An 18,855-nucleotide genomic window follows, 5' to 3' on the forward strand; every position below is an offset into this window, starting at 1 on the left:
GTCAGGCCGATCGCGCCCGGGCATTGCCCGGCATCGTGGTGTCGATCCGACCGGAGCGCAGCCGGACGACGCGGTCGCAACGCTGCGCCAGCGCGGTGTCGTGGGTCACCAGCACCAGCGTCATGCCGCGTTCGGCGTGTTTGGTGAACAAGAGGTCGACGATCTGCCGGCCGGTCGCCTCGTCGAGATTGCCGGTCGGCTCGTCGGCCACCAGGATGGTCGGATCGGGCGCCAGCGCCCGCGCCAGGGCGACGCGCTGCTGCTCGCCGCCGGAAAGCTGCGTCGGATAATGATGCAGCCGTTCGCCGAGTCCCACCGAATCCAGCTCGCGCGCCGCCCGCTCAGCCGCGTCCGGGGCGCCGGCGAGTTCGAGCGGCACCGCGACGTTCTCCAGCGCGGTCATGGTCGGGATCAGATGAAAGGACTGGAAGACGATGCCGACCTCGCGGCCGCGGAAGCGCGCCAATGCGTCCTCGCTGAGGCCATTGAAAGCGGTGCCGCTGACCACCACCTCACCGCTGTCGGGCCGCTCCAGCCCGGCCATCACCATCAGCAGGGTGGATTTGCCGGATCCCGACGGGCCGATCAGGCCGATCGCCTCGCCGGGTGCGACGCGGAGGCTGATATCCTTGAGGATGTGCACCCGCGCGGCGCCACTGCCCAGCGACAGATTGACGTTCGAAATGGAGATGGTGTCCGGCGTGCTGCCGGGCCGCGACGAGGGTTCGATGAAGCTGTCCATGGCTGGTGCATATGGCGATTGTTTCGGTGCGGTCGAGAGGGCGGGGCGCACGATTGCGTGGGCGTTGGTTATCGCGGTGCTGGCGATGACGGTGATACCGGTCCAACAGGCCTTCGCGCAGCCTGCCGTAAAGCCCTTGAAAGTGGTCGTGCTGGGCGACTCGCTGTCCGCTGGTTACGGGTTACCGGCCGACGCGGCGTTTCCGGCCAAGCTGCAGAAAGCGCTGCAGGCCAGGGGGATCGCGACCGAAATGATCAACGCCGGGGTGTCTGGCGACACCGCCAGCGGCGGGCTCGCGCGGCTGGATTGGTCGGTGCCGGCGGACACCGATGCGGTGATCGTCGAGCTCGGCGCCAACGACGCGCTGCGCGGCACCGATCCCAAGGTCCCGCAACAGGCGCTGGAGGAGATCGTCAAGCGGCTGAAAGCGCGCAACATCGCGGTGCTGCTCACCGGAATGCTGGCGCCGCCGAATTACGGGCCGGACTACGCCAGGCAGTTCAACGCGATCTATCCCGATCTGGCGAAAAAATACGACGTGCCACTGTACCCGTTCTTCCTCGACGGCGTCGCCGCGGTGGCCGACCTCAACCAGCCCGACGGCATCCACCCGACTGCTGCGGGCATCGACCTCGTGGTCAAGAACATCCTGCCCACGATCGAGGCATTCCTCCGATCGGTCGCTGGGCAGAACGGCTGAAAATCCCGGCAATGCACTTCTAAGGGACGGATTGCCCTCAACTTTTTCGCAGCCCGGGCGTTGTAGCGGTAGCGCTGTTACATAAACGCGCTACAGAATTGGTGAGTTGATTCGCCGGACGTTTTGCGGAGTGCAAAGTCCCGAACGACAGGGACGGCGACCGCAATCGGGCCTCAGTATGGGGGAGTTCCGATGCCGCGTTTGTTCACTGGACTGGAGATTCCCGCCGAGGTCACCCAGACCCTGTCCCATCTCCGCGGCGGCCTTCCCGGCGCCCGCTGGGTCGATCCGGAAAACTATCACCTCACGCTGCGCTTCATCGGCGACATCGACGGCGTCACCGCCAACGAGATCGCCTCGACGCTGTTCCGGGTCAACCGCCAGCCGTTCGAGGTCGCCCTGCAGGGGCTGTCGAGCTTCGGCGGCCGCAAGCCACGCGCGGTGGTGGCGTCGGTGGTGCCGTCGAAGCCACTGATCGAACTGCAGGCCGAACTGGAGCGGCTGCTGCAGCGGGTCGGGCTCGATCCGGAGGGTCGCAAATTCACCCCGCATGTCACGCTGGCCTGGCTGCGCGACGCGTCGTGCCAGGATGTCGCCGATTATCTGTCGGTCCGCGGCTATTTCCCGACCAAAGTGTTCAAGGCGGAGCGTTTCGTGCTGTACTCGTCCCGGGCCTCGACCGGTGGCGGGCCATATGTCGTCGAGGCGCCGTACGAGCTCAGATCCGCCGCAGAGGCCCGAGCCGTCCGAACTGCATAGCCCCCAGCAGGAATCCCGGCTTGCATTTTGCCGCAGGCTGAGGCGGTAAGGACGTCCATGTCCCCGCCGCTCACGTTCCGTCAGCATTATCAGTCCCTGGTCGCCTCCGGTGCGATCGAAGCCGACCCCGCCCAGGCGCGCGCGGTCGAAGCCTTCGGCGCGCTCGACGACACCCTGGCAGGCTACAAGCCGCCGAAAAAGCAGGGCTTTCTCGGCCGGCTGTTCGGCGGCGGTGAGCCCGACAAGCCGCCGCGCGGGCTCTACGTCCATGGCGAGGTCGGCCGCGGCAAGACCATGCTGATGGATCTGTTCTTCGATGCGAGCCCGGTGGCGCACAAGCGCCGCGCGCATTTCCATGAGTTCATGGCCGAGGCGCACGAGCGCATCAACGCCTTCCGCCAGAACATCAAGCGCGGCGAAATCCCCGACGGCGACGTGATCGGGCTGACGGCGGCGTCGATTTTCGACGAAGCGTGGCTGCTGTGCTTCGATGAATTTCACGTCACGGACATCGCCGACGCGATGATTCTGTCCCGGCTGTTCGAAAAATTGTTCGAACTCGGCACCGTGGTCGTCGCGACGTCGAATGTCGCGCCCGACGATCTCTACAAAGGCGGCCTCAACCGCGCGCTGTTCGTGCCGTTCATCGGCCAGGTCAAGCGGCACATGGAAGTGCTGCGGCTCGACGCCCGCACCGACTATCGGCTGGAGAAATTCGCCGGCATGAAGGTGTGGCTGGCGCCGGACGATGCGGAGGCGACCGCCGCGCTCGACCGCGCCTGGAGCCGGATCACCGGCGGCGCCGCGGGCAAGCCGCGCGACATCGCGATCAAGGGCCGGCACCTGCACGTGCCGAAATCCGACCATCACGTCGCGCGGTTCGATTTCGCGGACCTTTGCGAGAAGCCGCTCGGCGCGTCGGACTACCTGCGGCTCGCGCATGAATACCACACGCTGCTGATCGACCACGTGCCGGCGATGGACTATGCCGACCGCAACGCCGCCAAGCGCTTCATCGCGTTGATCGACACGCTGTACGACAACGCCGTCAAGCTGATGGCCTCGGCGGCGGCCGAGCCGGCCGACCTTTACCGCGCCACCGATGGCGTCGAGGCAATGGAGTTCAACCGGACGGTCTCGCGCCTGATCGAGATGGGCTCGGAATCCTATCTGGCACTGCCCCACGGACGCAGCGATTCAACCGCGACCGGCGCGACGACCGGGCTGGTCGAGACCTAGGCTTATGTTTTCGAAGGGTTTTCTTCACGCGAACCGGTGCCGAAATCGCTCGTCATCGCGACCTGCAAAATGCCCCCGACGCCGGCTGGCCAACAATTGGGCGCTGCCCGACTTGAACGCTTCCGGCGAAAGGGATAACCACCCAAACGGATTTTCCACCCTCCCCACCTTCGGGCTCAAAGGACTCCTTTCCCATGGCGCGCGACAAGATTGCTTTGATTGGCTCCGGCCAGATCGGCGGAACGCTGGCTCACATGATCGGGCTGAAAGAGCTCGGCGACGTGGTGCTGTTCGATATCGCCGAGGGCGTGCCGCAGGGTAAGGCGCTCGACATCGCGGAATCGTCGCCGGTCGACGGTTTCGACGCGAATTTCACCGGCGCCAATTCCTACGAGGCGATCGAGGGCGCGAGCGTCGTGATCGTCACCGCCGGCGTGCCGCGCAAGCCCGGCATGAGCCGCGACGACCTCCTCAGCATCAATCTCAAGGTGATGGAGCAGGTCGGCGCCGGCATCAAGAAATACGCCCCCGACGCGTTCGTCATCTGCATCACCAACCCGCTCGACGCGATGGTCTGGGCGCTGCAGAAGGCCTCCGGCATGCCGGCCAAGATGGTGGTCGGCATGGCGGGCGTGCTGGACTCGGCGCGCTTCCGTTACTTCCTGGCCGACGAGTTCAACGTCTCGGTCGAGGACGTCACCGCCTTCGTGCTCGGCGGCCACGGCGACACCATGGTGCCGCTGGTGAAGTACTCGACGGTGGCCGGCATTCCGCTGCCCGACCTGGTCAAGATGGGCTGGACCTCGCAGGCCCGCCTCGATGAAATCGTCGACCGCACCCGCAATGGCGGCGCCGAGATCGTCAACCTGCTGAAGACCGGCTCGGCGTTCTACGCGCCGGCGGCCTCGGCGATTGCGATGGCCGAGAGCTATCTGCGCGACAAGAAGCGCGTGCTGCCGGTCGCCGCCTATCTCAACGGCGAATATGGCGTCAAGGACATGTATGTCGGCGTGCCCGTTGTCATCGGCTCCAAGGGCGTCGAGCGCATCGTCGAGATCGAAATGGCCGGCAAGGACCGCGAAGCGTTCGACAAGTCGGTCGGCGCCGTGCAGGGCCTGGTCGACGCCTGCAAGAAGATCGCGCCCGATCTGCTCGGGCGCTGAGTTTGAAACGGCCGGGGTGCGCCGCCGCCCGCCAAGGCGCGGCGCGCACCCCGGTTCAACGGGCTGGAAACGATCTGCCGAGGGGCATTAGATGAATATCCACGAATACCAGGCCAAAGCGGTGCTGCGCGAATTCGGCGTTCCGGTGTCGCACGGCTATCCGATCTTCAAGGCGTCCGAAGCGGAAGCCGCCGCCAAGCAGCTCGGCGGTCCGGTCTGGGTCGTGAAGAGCCAGATCCATGCCGGCGGTCGCGGCAAGGGCAAGTTCAAGGAAGCCTCCGCCGGCGACAAGGGCGGCGTGCGGCTCGCCAAGTCGGTCGACGAGGTCAAGGACTACGTCGAGCAGATGCTGCATGCGACGCTGGTGACGGTGCAGACCGGTCCGGCCGGCAAGCAGGTCAACCGCCTCTACATCGAGGAAGGCTCCGAGATCGACAAGGAGTTCTATCTCTCCCTGCTGGTCGACCGCGCCACCTCGCGGATCTCCTTCGTGGTCTCAACCGAAGGCGGCATGTCGATCGAGGACGTCGCCCACGACACCCCCGAGAAGATCGTGTCGTTCACGGTAGATCCGGCGACCGGCATCATGGGCCATCACGGCCGCGCTGTCGCCAATGCGCTGGGGCTGAAGGGCGAGCAGGCCAAACAGGCCGAGAGCCTGGTGACCAAGCTCTATACGGCGTTCCTCGCCAAGGACATGGAGATGCTCGAGATCAACCCGCTGGTGCTGACCAGGCAGGGCGATCTCAAATGCCTCGACGCCAAGATGTCGTTCGACGGCAATTCGCTGTATCGCCACGCCGACATCCAGGCGCTGCGCGACGAGAGCGAGGAAGACGCCAAGGAAATCGAGGCGTCGAAATACGACCTCAACTACGTCACGCTCGACGGCACCATCGGCTGCATGGTCAATGGCGCCGGTCTGGCGATGGCGACGATGGACATCATCAAGCTCTACGGCATGACGCCCGCCAACTTCCTCGACGTCGGCGGCGGCGCCAGCAAGGAGAAGGTGACGGCGGCGTTCAAGATCATCACCGCCGATCCGAACGTGAAGGGCATCCTGATCAACATCTTCGGCGGCATCATGAAGTGCGACATCATCGCCGAGGGCGTGGTCGCCGCGGTGAAGGAGGTCGGCCTCGACGTGCCGCTGGTGGTGCGCCTCGAAGGCACCAATGTCGAAGCCGGCAAGAAGATCATCAAGCACTCCGGCCTCAACGTGCTGCCCGCCGACAATCTCGACGACGCCGCGCAGAAGATCGTCAACGCCGTCAAGGGAGCCTGAGGCTTCACGGCCGCGGCCCGCGGGCCCGGCCACTCACCCACGCTCCCGACCCACCGGTTCGACCGCGAAAGCATCCCGACTATGTCCATCCTGATCGACGCCAACACCAAAGTCATCTGCCAGGGCTTCACCGGCAAGAACGGCACCTTCCATTCCGAGGCCGCGGTGGCCTACGGCACCAAGATGGTCGGCGGCACCTCGCCGGGCAAAGGCGGCACCACCCATCTGGGCCTGCCGGTGTTCGACACCGTGCGCGAGGCGCGCGACAAGACCGGCGCCGATGCCTCGGTGATCTATGTGCCGCCGCCGGGCGCTGCGGACGCGATCTGCGAGGCGATCGACGCCGAGATCCCGCTGATCGTCTGCATCACCGAGGGCATCCCGGTGCTCGACATGGTGCGGGTGAAGCGTTCGCTGGTCGGCTCCAAGTCACGGCTGATCGGGCCGAACTGCCCGGGCGTGATGACCGCCGGCGAGTGCAAGATCGGCATCATGCCGGCCAACATCTTCAAGCCGGGCTCGGTCGGCATCGTGTCGCGCTCCGGCACGCTGACCTATGAGGCCGTGTTCCAGACCACCAGCGAAGGCCTCGGCCAGACCACCGCTGTCGGCATCGGCGGCGACCCGGTCAAGGGCACCGAGTTCATCGACGTGCTGGAAATGTTCCTGGCCGACGACAAGACCACCTCGATCATCATGATCGGCGAGATCGGCGGTTCCGCCGAGGAAGAGGCGGCCCAGTTCCTGATCGACGAGGCCAAGCGCGGCCGCAGCAAGCCGACGGTCGGCTTCATCGCCGGCGTCACCGCTCCTCCAGGCCGGCGTATGGGACATGCCGGTGCGATCATTTCGGGTGGCAAGGGCGACGCGGCATCGAAAACCGCCGCAATGGAAGCCGCCGGCATCACCGTTTCGCCGTCGCCCGCCAGGCTCGGCAAAACGCTTGCCGAAAAATTGAAGTCCTAATTCAAACCTTGCTTCATTACGAGCTTACATTTCCCTAGAATCCGATAAAAGGTGCACTATGTTGCTGATCCGGTAACCGGATCAGCGGACCGCGATGGGTTTCGCGACGTCCATCATCAGGAAGCAATCATGTCTCGCCAGGACGCGAATGCCGCTTTCGCCCTTTCTTCGTTTCTCCAGGGCGCCAATGCCACCTATATCGACGACCTTTACTCCCGCTACGAAAACGACCCGTCCTCCGTCGATGCCGACTGGCAGGCATTCTTCAAAAGCCTGAAGGACAACCCCGGCGACATCCAGAAGAACGCCGAGGGCCCCTCCTGGGAGCGGACCAACTGGCCGCTGACGCCGCGCGATGATCTGACCTCGGCGCTGGACGGCAACTGGGCCCAGGTCGAAAAGAGCGTCGGCCAGAAGATTCAGACCAAGGCGCAGACCAAGGGCGTCGAGCTGTCGACTACCGACGTCAACCAGGCGACCCGCGATTCCGTCCGCGCGCTGATGCTGATCCGCGCCTATCGCATGCGTGGCCACTTCCACGCCAAGCTCGATCCGCTCGGGCTGGAACCGGCCAAGGATCACGAGGAGCTGGATATCCGGTCCTACGGCTTCACCGAGGCCGATCTCGACCGCAAGATCTTCCTCGATCACGTCCTCGGCCTCGAATACGGCTCGCTGCGGGAGATCGTCGCGATCTGCGAGCGCACCTATTGCCAGACGATGGGCATCGAATTTCTGCACATCTCCAACGGCGCGCAGAAGGCCTGGCTGCAGGAGCGGATCGAAGGTCCGGACAAGGAGATCAGCTTCACCCGCGAAGGGCGTCGCGCGATCCTGATGAAGCTGGTCGAGGCCGAAGGCTTCGAGCGGTTCTGCGACCTCAAATTCACCGGCACCAAGCGGTTCGGTCTGGACGGCGGCGAGTCGCTGATCCCGGCGCTGGAGCAGATCATCAAGCGTGGCGGCAATCTCGGCGTCCGCGAGATCGTGCTCGGCATGCCGCATCGCGGCCGGCTCAACGTGCTGACCCAGGTGATGGGCAAGCCGCACCGCGCGCTGTTTCATGAATTCAAGGGCGGCTCCGCCAATCCCGACGAGGTCGAGGGCTCCGGCGACGTCAAATATCACCTCGGCGCCTCGTCGGACCGCGAGTTCGACCACAACAAGGTGCATCTGTCGCTGACCGCCAACCCGTCGCATCTCGAGATCGTCGATCCGGTGGTGCTCGGCAAGGTCCGCGCCAAGCAGGACCAGCACGGCGACCTGCCGGAAGAGCGCGTCTCGGTGCTGCCGCTGCTGATGCACGGCGACGCGGCGTTTGCCGGCCAGGGCGTGGTCGCCGAATGCTTCGGACTGAGCGACCTGAAGGGCTACCGCACCGGCGGTTCGATCCACTTCATCGTCAACAACCAGATCGGCTTCACCACCTATCCGCGCTACTCGCGCTCCTCGCCGTATCCGTCCGACGTCGCCAAGATGATCGACGCGCCGATCTTCCATGTGAACGGCGACGATCCCGAAGCGGTGGTGTTCGCGGCCAAGATTGCGGTCGAGTACCGGCAGAAGTTCCACAAGCCGGTCGTCATCGACATGTTCTGCTACCGGCGCCACGGCCACAACGAGGGCGACGAGCCGGCCTTCACCCAGCCGATGATGTACCGCAAGATCGCGGGCCATCCGTCGGCGCTGGAACTGTATTCGAAGCGGCTGATCGCCGACGGCGTCATCACCGAAGGCGAAGTCGAGAAGGCCAAGGCCGACTGGCGCGCCCGGCTCGACGCCGAGCTCGAGGCCGGCTCCAGCTATCGGCCCAACAAGGCCGACTGGCTCGACGGCAAATGGGCCGGCTTCAAGTCGGCCGATCAGGAAGAGGATCCGCGCCGCGGCATCACCGGCGTCGATCTGGCGCAGCTCAAGGACATCGGCCGCAAGATCACCAAGGTGCCGGAGGGCTTCCGGGTTCACCGCACGGTGGCGCGCTTCCTCGAGAACCGCGCCAAGGCGATCGATTCGGGCATCGGCATCGACTGGGCGACCGGCGAGGCTCTGGCGTTCTGCACGCTGCTGCAGGAAGGTCATCGCGTCCGCCTGTCCGGCCAGGACTCCGAACGCGGCACCTTCTCGCAGCGCCATTCGGTGCTGTTCGATCAGGAAGACGAGACCCGCTACACCCCGTTCAATCACCTCTCCCCCGACCAGGGCCACTACGAGGTGGTGAACTCGATGCTGTCGGAAGAGGCCGTGCTCGGCTTCGAATACGGCTACACGCTGGCCGAGCCGAACGCGCTGACGATCTGGGAGGCGCAGTTCGGCGACTTCGCCAACGGCGCGCAGGTGCTGTTCGACCAGTTCATCTCGTCGGGCGAACGCAAATGGCTGCGCATGTCCGGCCTGGTCTGCATGCTGCCGCACGGCTACGAGGGCCAGGGACCGGAGCACTCCTCCGCCCGCCTCGAGCGCTTCCTGCAGATGTGCGCCGAGGACAACATGCAGGTGGTGCACGCCACCACCCCGGCGAACTTCTTCCATGTGCTGCGCCGGCAGCTGCGCCGCGAGATCCGCAAGCCGCTGATCCTGATGACGCCGAAATCGCTGCTGCGCCACAAGCGCGCGGTGTCGCGGCTCGACGAACTCGGGCCCGACACCAGCTTCCATCGCGTGCTGGCGGACGACGCCCAGTCGTTGCCGGACGAGAAGATCAAGCTCGTGCCGGACAGCAAGATCCGCCGCGTCGTGATCTGTTCGGGCAAGGTCTATTACGATCTGTACGAGGAGCGGGAGAAGCGCGGCGTCGACGACGTCTATCTGCTGCGCGTCGAGCAGCTCTATCCGGTGCCGCTGAAGACGCTGGTGCAGGAGATGTCGCGCTTCAAGGAGGCCGAGCTGGTGTGGTGCCAGGAAGAGCCGCGCAACATGGGCGCGTGGCACTTCATCGAGCCGTATCTGGAGTGGGTGCAGAATCAGGCGGGCGCGACCCATCGCCGTCCGCGTTATGTCGGCCGTCCCGCGTCGGCCGCCACCGCCTCCGGCCTGATGTCGAAGCATCTGGCCCAGCTCAAGGCCTTCCTCGACGAGGCGCTGCGCTGACGCCACCGGCCGCCGGCGGCCGGTGCAGTTCGAGACATTTGGATCAGGGGCGGACTGCCGCAACGGGCGGTGACGCCGCAAGAGGATAGACACGATGACTGAAATTCGCGTTCCGACGCTCGGTGAATCGGTGACCGAGGCGACCATCGGCCGCTGGTTCAAAAAACAGGGCGACGCCGTGGCGGTCGACGAACCGCTGGTCGAACTCGAGACCGACAAGGTCACCATCGAAGTGCCGGCGCCGTCGGCAGGCACGCTCGGCGAGATCATCGCCAAGGATGGCGAGACCGTCGCCGTCGGGGCGCTGCTGGGCCAGATTTCGGAAGGCGGCGGCGCCGCCAAGCCGGCCGCCAGGGAGTCCGCCAAGCCGGCCGCGGCGATTGCGCCCGAGACCACCACCGGCCGCCCGGATCTCAAGACCGAAACCACCAAGCCGATCAACGCCGGCCCCGAGGAAGTGCGCCCCAAGTCCGATGCCAAGTCCGATGCCAAGGCCGATCCCAAGGCTCCGCCGTCGGATGCGCCGCAGGCGCCCTCGGTGCGCCGGCTCTCGGCCGAGAGCGGCGTCGACGCCTCGACCGTGCCGGGCTCCGGCAAGGACGGCCGCGTCACCAAGGGCGACATGCTGGCGGCGATCGAGAAGGCGGCGTCGGCGCCGACCCCGGTCAATCAGCCCGCCGCCGCCGTGCAGGTCCGCGCCCCGTCGCCGGCCGACGACGCCGCGCGCGAGGAGCGCGTCAAGATGACCCGGCTGCGCCAGACCATCGCGCGAAGGCTCAAGGAAGTTCAGAACACAGCGGCGATGCTGACGACCTTCAACGAGGTCGACATGACCAACGTCATGGCGCTGCGCAGCCAGTACAAGGACGTGTTCGAGAAGAAGCACGGCACCAAGCTCGGCTTCATGGGCTTCTTCACCAAGGCCTGCGTGCAGGCGCTGAAGGACATCCCGGCGGTCAATGCCGAGATCGACGGCACCGATCTGATCTACAAGAACTACTACCATGTCGGCGTCGCGGTCGGCACCGACAAGGGACTCGTCGTCCCGGTGGTGCGCGATTGCGACGAGAAGTCGATCGCCGCGATCGAAAAGGGCATCGCCGATTTCGGCAAGCGCGCCCGCGACGGCCAGCTCAAGATCGAGGAGATGCAGGGCGGCACCTTCACGATCACCAATGGCGGCATCTACGGCTCGCTGATGTCGACCCCGATCCTCAACGCGCCGCAATCCGCCATTCTCGGCATGCACAAGATCCAGGAGCGGCCGGTGGTGGTCGCCGGCAAGATCGAAGTGCGCCCGATGATGTATCTGGCGCTGAGCTACGACCACCGCGTGATCGACGGCAAGGAAGCGGTCACCTTCCTGGTCCGCGTCAAGGAGAGCCTGGAAGACCCGGCGCGGCTGGTGCTGGATCTGTAAGAGCGACGTCAACACGAGCAGGAGTGCCGGCGTTTCGTCGAATCGGATTGGGGAGACATGATGCAGCCGATGCCGACCGAGATCGTGGTGCTGGGTTGGAGCGTCGTACTGCTGATCGTACAGATGTTCCTGGCGTCGATCCCCGCCACGATGGAGCTGGGCGGTCCGTATCAGGCCGGTCCCCGCGACGAGGGCAAGGTCGCGCAGGGCCGGTTCGCCGGCCGTGCGGCGCGCGCCTTCCGCAATCTGCTCGAGACCTATCCGGCCTTCGTCGCGCTCGCTCTGGCGCTGGCCGTCACCGGCAAGACCGGCGGCTATGCGGCGACCGCCGCGGTGGTTTGGCTGGTCGCGCGCATCCTGTACGCGCCGCTCTACATTATCGAGATTCCGTTCGCCCGCAGCATCGCCTGGTTCGTGGCGCTGCTGGCGCTCGTCGCGATGCTGATCCGGCTGCTGTCATGAGGTGCGCATGAACGACCGCGTCGTCATCATCACCGGCGGTAGCCGCGGCATCGGCCGCGCCACCGCGCTCGCCTGCGCCGCCCGCGGCTTCAAGGTCGTGGTCGGCTACGCCAGCAACGCGGAGGCGGCGCGCGAGACCGTGTCGGCGATCGAGGCCAGCAACGGCAAGGCGATCGCGGTGAAATGCGACGTCGGCAACGAGGCCGACATTCTCGCGTTGTTCGATGCCGCCGACAAATTCGGCCCGCTCGGCGCGCTGGTCAACAATGCCGGCATCGTCGGCCCGACCGCGCGCGTCGACGAGATGTCGGCGGAGCGCATCCAGCGCATGATGGCGGTCAACGTCACCGGCAGCATCCTGTGTGCGCGCGAGGCGGTGAAGCGGCTGTCGACACGGCACGGCGGACCGGGCGGCGTGATCATCAATCTGTCGTCGGTCGCGGCCAAGCTCGGCTCGCCGAATACTTACGTCGACTACGCCGCTTCCAAGGGCGCGATCGATTCCTTCACCATCGGCCTCGGCCATGAAGTCGCCGGCGAAGGCATCCGCGTCGCGGCGATCCGTCCCGGCCTGATCGACACCGAAATCCATGCTTCCGGCGGCGACCCCGACCGCGCGCACCGGCTCAGCGGCAACGTGCCGATGCAGCGCGTCGGCCGCGCCGAGGAAATCGCCAACGCCGTCGTCTGGCTGATGTCGGACGAAGCCTCCTATATCACCAGCGCCATCTTCGATGTCTCGGGCGGACGGTAGTCCACCCTGCGCCAACTACAGGACTTCCCTATGGCCAACTACGATCTCGTCATCATCGGCACCGGCCCCGGCGGTTATGTCTGCGCGATCCGCGCGGCGCAGCTCGGCCTCAAGGTCGCTGTCGTCGAAAAGAACGCCACGCTCGGCGGCACCTGCCTCAATGTCGGCTGCATGCCGTCGAAGGCGCTGCTGCACGCCTCGGAGCTGTTCGAGGAGGCCGGGCATTCCTTCGCCAAGATGGGGATCGGCGTGTCGAAGCCTGCGCTCGATCTGCCGACGATGATGAACTTCAAGCAGCAGGGCATCGACGGCAACGTCAAGGGCGTCGAGTACCTGATGAAGAAGAACAAGATCGACGTCATCGTCGGTCGCGGCAAGGTGCTCGGCACCGGCAGGGTCGAGGTGACCGGCAATGACGGCAAGGCCACGAGCGTCGAGACCAAGTCGATCGTGATCGCCACCGGCTCGGACGTGGCCAAGCTCAAGGGCATCGAGATCGACGAGAAGCGCATCGTGTCGTCGACCGGCGCGCTGTCGCTCGACAAGGTGCCGGGCAAGCTGATCGTGGTCGGCGCCGGCGTGATCGGGCTCGAACTCGGCTCGGTGTGGCGGCGGCTCGGCGCCGAGGTCACCGTGGTCGAATTCCTCGATCGCATCCTTCCCGGGATGGATGCCGAAATCGTCAAGCAGTTCCAGCGCATCCTCGAGAAGCAGGGCTTTGCCTTCAAGCTCGGCGCCAAGGTCACCGGGGTGGACAGTTCGGGCAAGCAGCTCAAGGTCAGCGTCGAGGCCGCGGCCGGCGGCAATGCCGAGACGCTGGAAGCCGACGTCGTGCTGGTGGCGATCGGCCGCGTGCCGTTCACCGAGGGGCTCGGGCTGAAGGAGGCCGGCGTTGCGCTCGACGAGCGCGGGCGCGTGGCGATCGACGATCACTTCGCCACCAGCGTCAAGGGCGTCTATGCGATCGGCGACGTCGTCAAGGGGCCGATGCTGGCGCACAAGGCCGAGGACGAGGGCGTCGCGGTCGCCGAGATCATCGCCGGCAAGGCCGGGCATGTGAACTACGACGTGATCCCGGGCGTGGTTTACACCACGCCGGAAGTGTCGTCCGTCGGCAAGACCGAGGAAGACCTCAAGCAGGCCGGCGTCGCCTACACGGTCGGCAAATTCCCGTTCACCGCCAACGGCCGCTCCAAGGTCAACCAGACCACCGACGGCCTGGTGAAGATCCTGGCCGACGCCAAGACCGATCGGGTGCTCGGTGTGCATATCGTCGGCCGCGAAGCCGGCGAGATGATCCACGAGGCAGCGGTGCTGATGGAGTTCGGCGGCTCGGCCGAAGACCTCGCGCGCACCTGCCACGCCCATCCGACCCGCTCCGAAGCGGTCAAGGAAGCCGCGCTTGCGGTTGGAAAGCGCGCCATCCATATGTGAGAGAGCCCCGGCATCGTCCGGAAACCGGACGAGTCCATGAAGCGCCGCCTGCTGCAACCGCTGTGGTTCATCCTCGCCGTCCTCTTCCTGATCGAGGCATGGCTGTGGGAACACCTCGAGCCGTGGGTGGAGCGGCTCGTCGCGCTGATCCCGCTGCGCGAATTAAAGGCGTGGACGGCGGAGCGGATCGCGCACCTGTCGCCGCCGCTGGCGCTGGTGGTGTTCGCGGTGCCGCTGATCCCGCTATATCCGTTCAAGCTGTTCGCGCTGTGGCTGATGGCAACGCAGCATTTCGTCGCCGGCCTGCTCGCCTTCGTGCTCGCGCAGTTCGTCGGCCTCGGCCTGATCGCCTTCATCTTCGACGTCACCAAGCCGAAGCTGATGCAGATGGCGTGGTTCGTGCGCGCGTATCAGTTCGTGCTGACGGTCAAGGCCAAGGCACGCGAGATCGTGGCGCCGGTGATGGCGGCGATCCGGGCACGGTTTCGCGCCCTGATCGGCGACGGCGATGGTCCGGTGCAGCGGCTGCTGCGCAAGGCGATGCAGGTCCGCAACCGTATTCGCGCCTCGCGCTGAGCGCCGCGCGGACAAGGCTGCGTCAGCGCGACGACGTCAGAACAGATGCACCGCATGCGGCGCGAACAGGCCGATCGCCGTGAAGGCGAGGCCGGTCAAGGCCAAGGCTCCTGAAATCCACGCCAGAGCGATCATGCCGGTGATGATCGTCGCCGATGCCAGCACGATGCCGATCTGGAACGCCGCCGACGCCAGCTCGTAATGATGGTAGCGCGCCTGCGCGAGGTCGCGGTCGTGCTCGGCGTGCTTGGCGCGCGCGGCGAGCTGCTCGGAGCCCTCGCCGGTCTCCGGCTCGGAGCGATAGCGTTGCGAGGTCTTCTGCCATTCCTCGATCTGCTTCTGCAGCGCGGCCTTGGCGGCGTCGTCGCCGACCGTCCCCATGCTCAGGCGCGCCTGTTCGGAGACCGTCTGCACCACCGTGCGGCGGATGCTCTTGGCCTGGAAGAACGCCCACAGATTCGACGCCTCGACGTTCTTGGCCAGCGATTCGGTCTGCGCGGCCTTGCCGAGCGTCTCGGAGAAGGCGAGGAACAGCGCGATCACGGCAATCAGCAGGGCGATTTTTTTGTTCGAGCCTGAGGCATGCTCCGCATGTTCGGCATGCTCCATGCTCTCGTGCGCGCCCATGTCCTTAACTCCCGTCATGAATTCGTCATGCCCGGCACCGGCCGGGCAACTGATGATCAGATCAGGACCTTGTCAGTTGGAAGGCAGACCGGGTCAAGCCCGGTGACGGCGTGCTAACAACTTCGCGGGATCGCTCAGGCGCGCGGATGGGCGCTGGCGTAGACTTCCAGCAGCCGCTCGGTATCGATGCCGGTATAGATCTGCGTGGTCGACAGCGAGGCGTGGCCGAGCAATTCCTGGATCGCGCGCAGATCGCCGCCGCGGCTCAGAAGATGCGTGGCGAAGGAGTGGCGCAGCGCATGCGGGGTGGCCGAGTCCGGCAATCCCAGCGCGCCGCGCAGCCGCTCCATCGCCAGCTGGATGATTCGCGGGCTGAGCGGCCCGCCGCGGGCGCCGACGAACATCGGCCCCTCCGGCGGCAGCGGGTGCGGGCAGGCTTTGGCGTAGTCGGCGATCTGCCCCAGCACGGTGTCGAGCACCGGCACCATCCGGGTCTTGTTGCCCTTGCCGTTGACGATCAGCGTATCGCCCTGGCCGGGCGCCGGCACGTCGCGGCGGCGCAGCCCGAGCGCTTCGGAGATGCGCAGGCCCGAGCCGTACAATAGCGCCATCACGGCGGCGTCGCGGACCAGCACCCAGGTCTCGCGATCTTCGCCGGCGCGCTCGTCGGCGTCCGCGAGCCGTTTGGCGGCGGCGATTTGGATCGGCTTAGGCAGGCTCTTTTTGATCTTGGGCGCCCGCACCGCCGACAGCGCGCCGACGCTGCCCTTGGCCTCGCGTTCGAGGAAGCGGCCAAACGAGCGCAGCCCGGCCAGCGCCCGCATCAGCGAGCGGCCGGCAATCGCGTCGCCCCGTCGCGCCGCCATGAAGGCGCGCACGTCGGTCGCCTCCAGCCGGGCGAACCGGCCGAGCGTCACCTCGCCGCCCCAATGGCCGGCGAGAAAGAACAGGAACTGCCGCAGATCGCGCGCATAGGCCTCCAGCGTCTTGCCCGACAGCCGCCGCTCGGCGCGCAGATGCGACAGCCAGCGGGTGATCTCGGCGTTGAGATCGGCGCTGGCGCAAGGCAGGTCGATCGGCGAGGGGGCGGGGGCTTTGGCCATTTGGTTCCATGCGGGCGAGGAAAGCACGCTTCCGTCATTGCGAGCCAACGGGTCGGCGCAAAGCGCCGAAGCAATCCAGGGGCTCAGGGCCCGGCGCCCCTGGATTGCTTCGTCGGCTTCGCCGCCTCGCAATGACGGGAGATGGTCCAAGGATCATAGCCGATTTCCTTTCCCATTGATGAAAGGCCGCTTTAGCGGCACACCGGCGCGATGGACGACTCCCGCAGCAGCCCGGCCCCGAACGCCACCACGCGCGTGGTCGACGTGCAGGTGCCGGTCGCGATCGACCAGGCCTATTCGTACCGGGTGCCGCGCGGGCTTGAGCTGAAGCCCGGCGACGTCGTCGCGGTGCCGCTCGGGTCGCGCGAGGTGATGGGCGTGGTCTGGGCCGAGAACGCCAATCCGGACCCGCGACTGCACAACCGTCTCAAGGACGTCTCCGAAAAGCTCGACGTGCCGCCGCTGCGCGAGGAACTGCGCCGGCTGGTCGACTGGGTCGCCAACTACACGCTGTCGCCGCGCGGTCAGGTGCTGCGGATGACGCTGCGGATGGGCGAACTCGGGCCGGAGCGGGTGCGGACGGGCGTGCGGCTGGTCGGCCCGCAGCCGCAGCGGATGACGCCGGCGCGGCGGCGGCTGATCGAGATCTTGTCCGACGGGCTGCTGCACGGCAAATCGGATGCGGCGAAGGAAGCCGGCGTCAGCCCCGGCGTGATCGACGGGCTGGTCGACGAGGGCACGCTCGGCGTCGAGCCGATGCCGCGCGAGCCCGCCGCGCCGAGGCCCGATCCGGATTTTGCGCCGGCGGATTTCTCGCCGGAGCAGGCGGCGGCCGCGGTGACGATGCGGGCGCTGGTGACGGATGGAGGCTTTCAGGCGGCGCTGCTCGACGGCGTCACCGGCTCCGGCAAGACCGAGGTTTATTTCGAGGCGGTCGCAGAGGTCATCCGTCAGGGGCGGCAGACGCTGATCCTGATGCCAGAGATCGCGCTGACCGGGCAATTCCTCGACCGCTTCGCGCTGCGCTTCGGCGTGCGGCCGCTGGAATGGCATTCTGAACTCACGCCGCGCACCCGCGCCCGCAACTGGGCGGCGATCGCGGCCGGCGAGGCGCAGGTCGTGGTCGGGGCGCGCTCGTCGCTGTTTCTGCCCTACGCCGATCTGGGGCTGATCATCGTCGATGAGGAGCACGACCAGGCCTACAAGCAGGAGGACGGCGCGCATTATCACGCCCGCGACATGGCGGTGGTGCGCGCCTCGATCGCGAAGATCCCGATCGTGCTGGCCTCGGCGACGCCGTCGGTCGAGACCGAGGTGAATGCCCGCAAGGGCCGTTACAAACGGATTCCGCTGCCACAGCGATTCGGCGGCCAGCACATGCCGCAGATCGAGGCGATCGATCTGCGCCGCGCGCCGCCGATGCGCGGGCGCTTCATCTCGCCGCCGCTGGCCGAGCAGGTGGGCCACGCCATCGAGCGCCGCGAGCAGGCGCTGCTGTTTCTCAACCGTCGCGGCTATGCGCCGCTGACGCTGTGCCGCGCCTGCGGCCACCGCTTCGCCTGCACGATCTGCGATGCGTGGCTGGTCGATCACCGTTTCCGGCAGCGGCTGGTGTGCCATCATTGCGGGTTTTCGATGCCGCGCCCGCATCAATGCCCGCATTGCGGCGCCGAGGAATCTTTAGTCGCAGTCGGGCCCGGCGTCGAACGGCTGCAGGAGGAGGCGGCCAGCCTGTTTCCGAACGCGCGCACGATGGTGCTGTCGAGCGACCTGATCACCTCGATCGAGGCGATGCGCAGCGAACTCAACGACATCGCCGAGGGCCGGGTCGACATCATCATCGGCACCCAGCTTGTGGCGAAAGGTCACAACTTCCCACGGCTCAACCTGGTCGGCGTGATCGATGCCGATCTCGGGCTGAGCAATGGCGATCCGCGCGCCGCCGAGCGCACCTTCCAGTTACTCAATCAGGTGATCGGCCGCGCCGGCCGCGATCAGGGCCGCGGCGTCGGATTCCTGCAGACGCATCAGCCGGAGCATCCGGTGATGAAGGCGCTGGTCGCGTGCGATCGCGAGGCGTTCTACGCCAGTGAAATCGACGCGCGCGAGCGCACGCTGTATCCGCCGTTCGGCCGGCTCGCGAGTCTGATCATCTCTGCGGGCGACCGGCCCACCGCGGAAGGCTTTGCGCGCAAGCTCGCGTCCTGCGCGCCGGTCGACGAGCGCGTGCAGGTGCTGGGACCGGCGGAAGCGCCGCTCGCGGTGATCAAGGGCCGCTATCGATTCCGGCTGCTGGTGAAGTCGGTGCGGGCGTTCGACCTGTCGAACTACTTGCGGTCATGGCTGGCGGAAGCGCCGAAAACCAAGGGTAACCTCAAGCTCGAGGTCGATGTCGATCCGCAAAGCTTTCTGTAGTTTCGGACAGCCGCCGCAATACACGACAGCTCGACGCGCCAGGAAAAAGCCTGCCGTCATTGCTGACGGCAGGCCGGGCGCGCGATGATCGCGGCCATAACGACGAAGTGCTTTTCTTGA

The 18,855-nt window shown here is 66.4% G+C and carries 16 protein-coding genes; 13 read left to right on the forward strand and 3 right to left on the reverse strand.

The window, feature by feature from the left end:
* Position 1: 1 nt before the first annotated feature.
* Positions 2-742, reverse strand: a complete 741-nt coding sequence (locus tag ACTZWT_RS21775; RefSeq protein ID WP_444771770.1) for an ABC transporter ATP-binding protein — start codon at positions 740-742, stop codon at positions 2-4.
* Between the two features lie 85 nt (positions 743-827).
* Here ACTZWT_RS21775 and ACTZWT_RS21780 point away from each other — a divergent pair, with 85 nt between their 5' ends.
* The 12 genes from ACTZWT_RS21780 to ACTZWT_RS21835 all read left to right on the forward strand — a co-directional run bounded on the left by ACTZWT_RS21780 (position 828) and on the right by ACTZWT_RS21835 (position 14,590).
* Positions 828-1,442: an arylesterase gene (locus ACTZWT_RS21780; RefSeq protein ID WP_444771915.1), complete on the forward strand. Its 615-nt coding sequence runs from the start codon at positions 828-830 to the stop codon at positions 1,440-1,442.
* 192 nt (positions 1,443-1,634) lie between these two features.
* Entirely contained in the window at positions 1,635-2,201 is a 567-nt protein-coding gene (gene thpR / locus ACTZWT_RS21785; RefSeq protein ID WP_444771771.1) for an RNA 2',3'-cyclic phosphodiesterase, read from the forward strand.
* 57 nt (positions 2,202-2,258) lie between these two features.
* On the forward strand, positions 2,259-3,440 hold the full coding sequence (gene zapE, locus ACTZWT_RS21790; protein ID WP_444771772.1) for a cell division protein ZapE: 1,182 nt from the start codon (positions 2,259-2,261) through the stop codon (positions 3,438-3,440).
* Positions 3,441-3,634: 194 nt separating this feature from the next.
* The gene (gene mdh / locus ACTZWT_RS21795) at positions 3,635-4,603 is read left to right on the forward strand and encodes a malate dehydrogenase (RefSeq protein WP_444771773.1); all 969 of its coding nucleotides are present in this window, start codon (positions 3,635-3,637) and stop codon (positions 4,601-4,603) included.
* 91 nt (positions 4,604-4,694) lie between these two features.
* Positions 4,695-5,891: an ADP-forming succinate--CoA ligase subunit beta gene (sucC, locus tag ACTZWT_RS21800; protein WP_444771774.1), complete on the forward strand. Its 1,197-nt coding sequence runs from the start codon at positions 4,695-4,697 to the stop codon at positions 5,889-5,891.
* 81 nt (positions 5,892-5,972) lie between these two features.
* Positions 5,973-6,857, forward strand: a complete 885-nt coding sequence (gene sucD, locus ACTZWT_RS21805) for a succinate--CoA ligase subunit alpha (protein ID WP_444771775.1) — start codon at positions 5,973-5,975, stop codon at positions 6,855-6,857.
* 129 nt (positions 6,858-6,986) lie between these two features.
* On the forward strand, positions 6,987-9,944 hold the full coding sequence (locus ACTZWT_RS21810; protein WP_444771776.1) for a 2-oxoglutarate dehydrogenase E1 component: 2,958 nt from the start codon (positions 6,987-6,989) through the stop codon (positions 9,942-9,944).
* 94 nt (positions 9,945-10,038) lie between these two features.
* Positions 10,039-11,364, forward strand: a complete 1,326-nt coding sequence (gene odhB, locus ACTZWT_RS21815; RefSeq protein WP_444771777.1) for a 2-oxoglutarate dehydrogenase complex dihydrolipoyllysine-residue succinyltransferase — start codon at positions 10,039-10,041, stop codon at positions 11,362-11,364.
* A 60-nt stretch (positions 11,365-11,424) separates the two neighbouring features.
* Entirely contained in the window at positions 11,425-11,826 is a 402-nt protein-coding gene (locus ACTZWT_RS21820) for an MAPEG family protein (RefSeq protein ID WP_444771916.1), read from the forward strand.
* A gap of 7 nt (positions 11,827-11,833) precedes the next feature.
* Entirely contained in the window at positions 11,834-12,580 is a 747-nt protein-coding gene (locus ACTZWT_RS21825; protein ID WP_444771778.1) for an SDR family oxidoreductase, read from the forward strand.
* Positions 12,581-12,610: 30 nt separating this feature from the next.
* Positions 12,611-14,014: a dihydrolipoyl dehydrogenase gene (lpdA, locus tag ACTZWT_RS21830; RefSeq protein WP_444771779.1), complete on the forward strand. Its 1,404-nt coding sequence runs from the start codon at positions 12,611-12,613 to the stop codon at positions 14,012-14,014.
* Between the two features lie 36 nt (positions 14,015-14,050).
* Positions 14,051-14,590, forward strand: a complete 540-nt coding sequence (locus tag ACTZWT_RS21835; RefSeq protein WP_444771780.1) for a hypothetical protein — start codon at positions 14,051-14,053, stop codon at positions 14,588-14,590.
* Between the two features lie 36 nt (positions 14,591-14,626).
* Here the strand turns inward: ACTZWT_RS21835 and ACTZWT_RS21840 are convergent, their stop codons facing one another.
* Positions 14,627-15,217, reverse strand: coding sequence for a DUF4337 domain-containing protein (locus ACTZWT_RS21840; protein ID WP_444771917.1), 591 nt, complete (start codon positions 15,215-15,217; stop codon positions 14,627-14,629).
* A 134-nt stretch (positions 15,218-15,351) separates the two neighbouring features.
* The gene (locus ACTZWT_RS21845; RefSeq protein WP_444771781.1) at positions 15,352-16,320 is read right to left on the reverse strand and encodes a tyrosine recombinase XerC; all 969 of its coding nucleotides are present in this window, start codon (positions 16,318-16,320) and stop codon (positions 15,352-15,354) included.
* A gap of 210 nt (positions 16,321-16,530) precedes the next feature.
* On the opposite strand from ACTZWT_RS21845, the gene ACTZWT_RS21850 reads away from it, so the two are divergent.
* Positions 16,531-18,735 carry a primosomal protein N' gene (locus tag ACTZWT_RS21850; protein ID WP_444771782.1) on the forward strand — a complete coding sequence of 735 codons (2,205 nt, stop codon included), beginning with the start codon at positions 16,531-16,533 and terminating at the stop codon, positions 18,733-18,735.
* Positions 18,736-18,855 lie beyond the last annotated feature (120 nt).

Origin of the sequence: Rhodopseudomonas sp. NSM (assembly GCF_052445935.1) — a bacterium.
GTDB lineage: Bacteria > Pseudomonadota > Alphaproteobacteria > Rhizobiales > Xanthobacteraceae > Rhodopseudomonas.

What these genes read in the sequence shown, in the direction of transcription:
- ACTZWT_RS21775 (WP_444771770.1), bottom strand. Translation starts at nt 742, where the DNA reads ATGGACAGCTTCATCGAACCCTCGTCGCGGCCCGGCAGCACGCCGGAC.
- ACTZWT_RS21780 (WP_444771915.1), top strand. Translation starts at nt 828, where the DNA reads ATGACGGTGATACCGGTCCAACAGGCCTTCGCGCAGCCTGCCGTAAAG.
- thpR (WP_444771771.1), top strand. Translation starts at nt 1,635, where the DNA reads ATGCCGCGTTTGTTCACTGGACTGGAGATTCCCGCCGAGGTCACCCAG.
- zapE (WP_444771772.1), top strand. Translation starts at nt 2,259, where the DNA reads ATGTCCCCGCCGCTCACGTTCCGTCAGCATTATCAGTCCCTGGTCGCC.
- mdh (WP_444771773.1), top strand. Translation starts at nt 3,635, where the DNA reads ATGGCGCGCGACAAGATTGCTTTGATTGGCTCCGGCCAGATCGGCGGA.
- sucC (WP_444771774.1), top strand. Translation starts at nt 4,695, where the DNA reads ATGAATATCCACGAATACCAGGCCAAAGCGGTGCTGCGCGAATTCGGC.
- sucD (WP_444771775.1), top strand. Translation starts at nt 5,973, where the DNA reads ATGTCCATCCTGATCGACGCCAACACCAAAGTCATCTGCCAGGGCTTC.
- ACTZWT_RS21810 (WP_444771776.1), top strand. Translation starts at nt 6,987, where the DNA reads ATGTCTCGCCAGGACGCGAATGCCGCTTTCGCCCTTTCTTCGTTTCTC.
- odhB (WP_444771777.1), top strand. Translation starts at nt 10,039, where the DNA reads ATGACTGAAATTCGCGTTCCGACGCTCGGTGAATCGGTGACCGAGGCG.
- ACTZWT_RS21820 (WP_444771916.1), top strand. Translation starts at nt 11,425, where the DNA reads ATGCAGCCGATGCCGACCGAGATCGTGGTGCTGGGTTGGAGCGTCGTA.
- ACTZWT_RS21825 (WP_444771778.1), top strand. Translation starts at nt 11,834, where the DNA reads ATGAACGACCGCGTCGTCATCATCACCGGCGGTAGCCGCGGCATCGGC.
- lpdA (WP_444771779.1), top strand. Translation starts at nt 12,611, where the DNA reads ATGGCCAACTACGATCTCGTCATCATCGGCACCGGCCCCGGCGGTTAT.
- ACTZWT_RS21835 (WP_444771780.1), top strand. Translation starts at nt 14,051, where the DNA reads ATGAAGCGCCGCCTGCTGCAACCGCTGTGGTTCATCCTCGCCGTCCTC.
- ACTZWT_RS21840 (WP_444771917.1), bottom strand. Translation starts at nt 15,217, where the DNA reads ATGGGCGCGCACGAGAGCATGGAGCATGCCGAACATGCGGAGCATGCC.
- ACTZWT_RS21845 (WP_444771781.1), bottom strand. Translation starts at nt 16,320, where the DNA reads ATGGCCAAAGCCCCCGCCCCCTCGCCGATCGACCTGCCTTGCGCCAGC.
- ACTZWT_RS21850 (WP_444771782.1), top strand. Translation starts at nt 16,531, where the DNA reads ATGGACGACTCCCGCAGCAGCCCGGCCCCGAACGCCACCACGCGCGTG.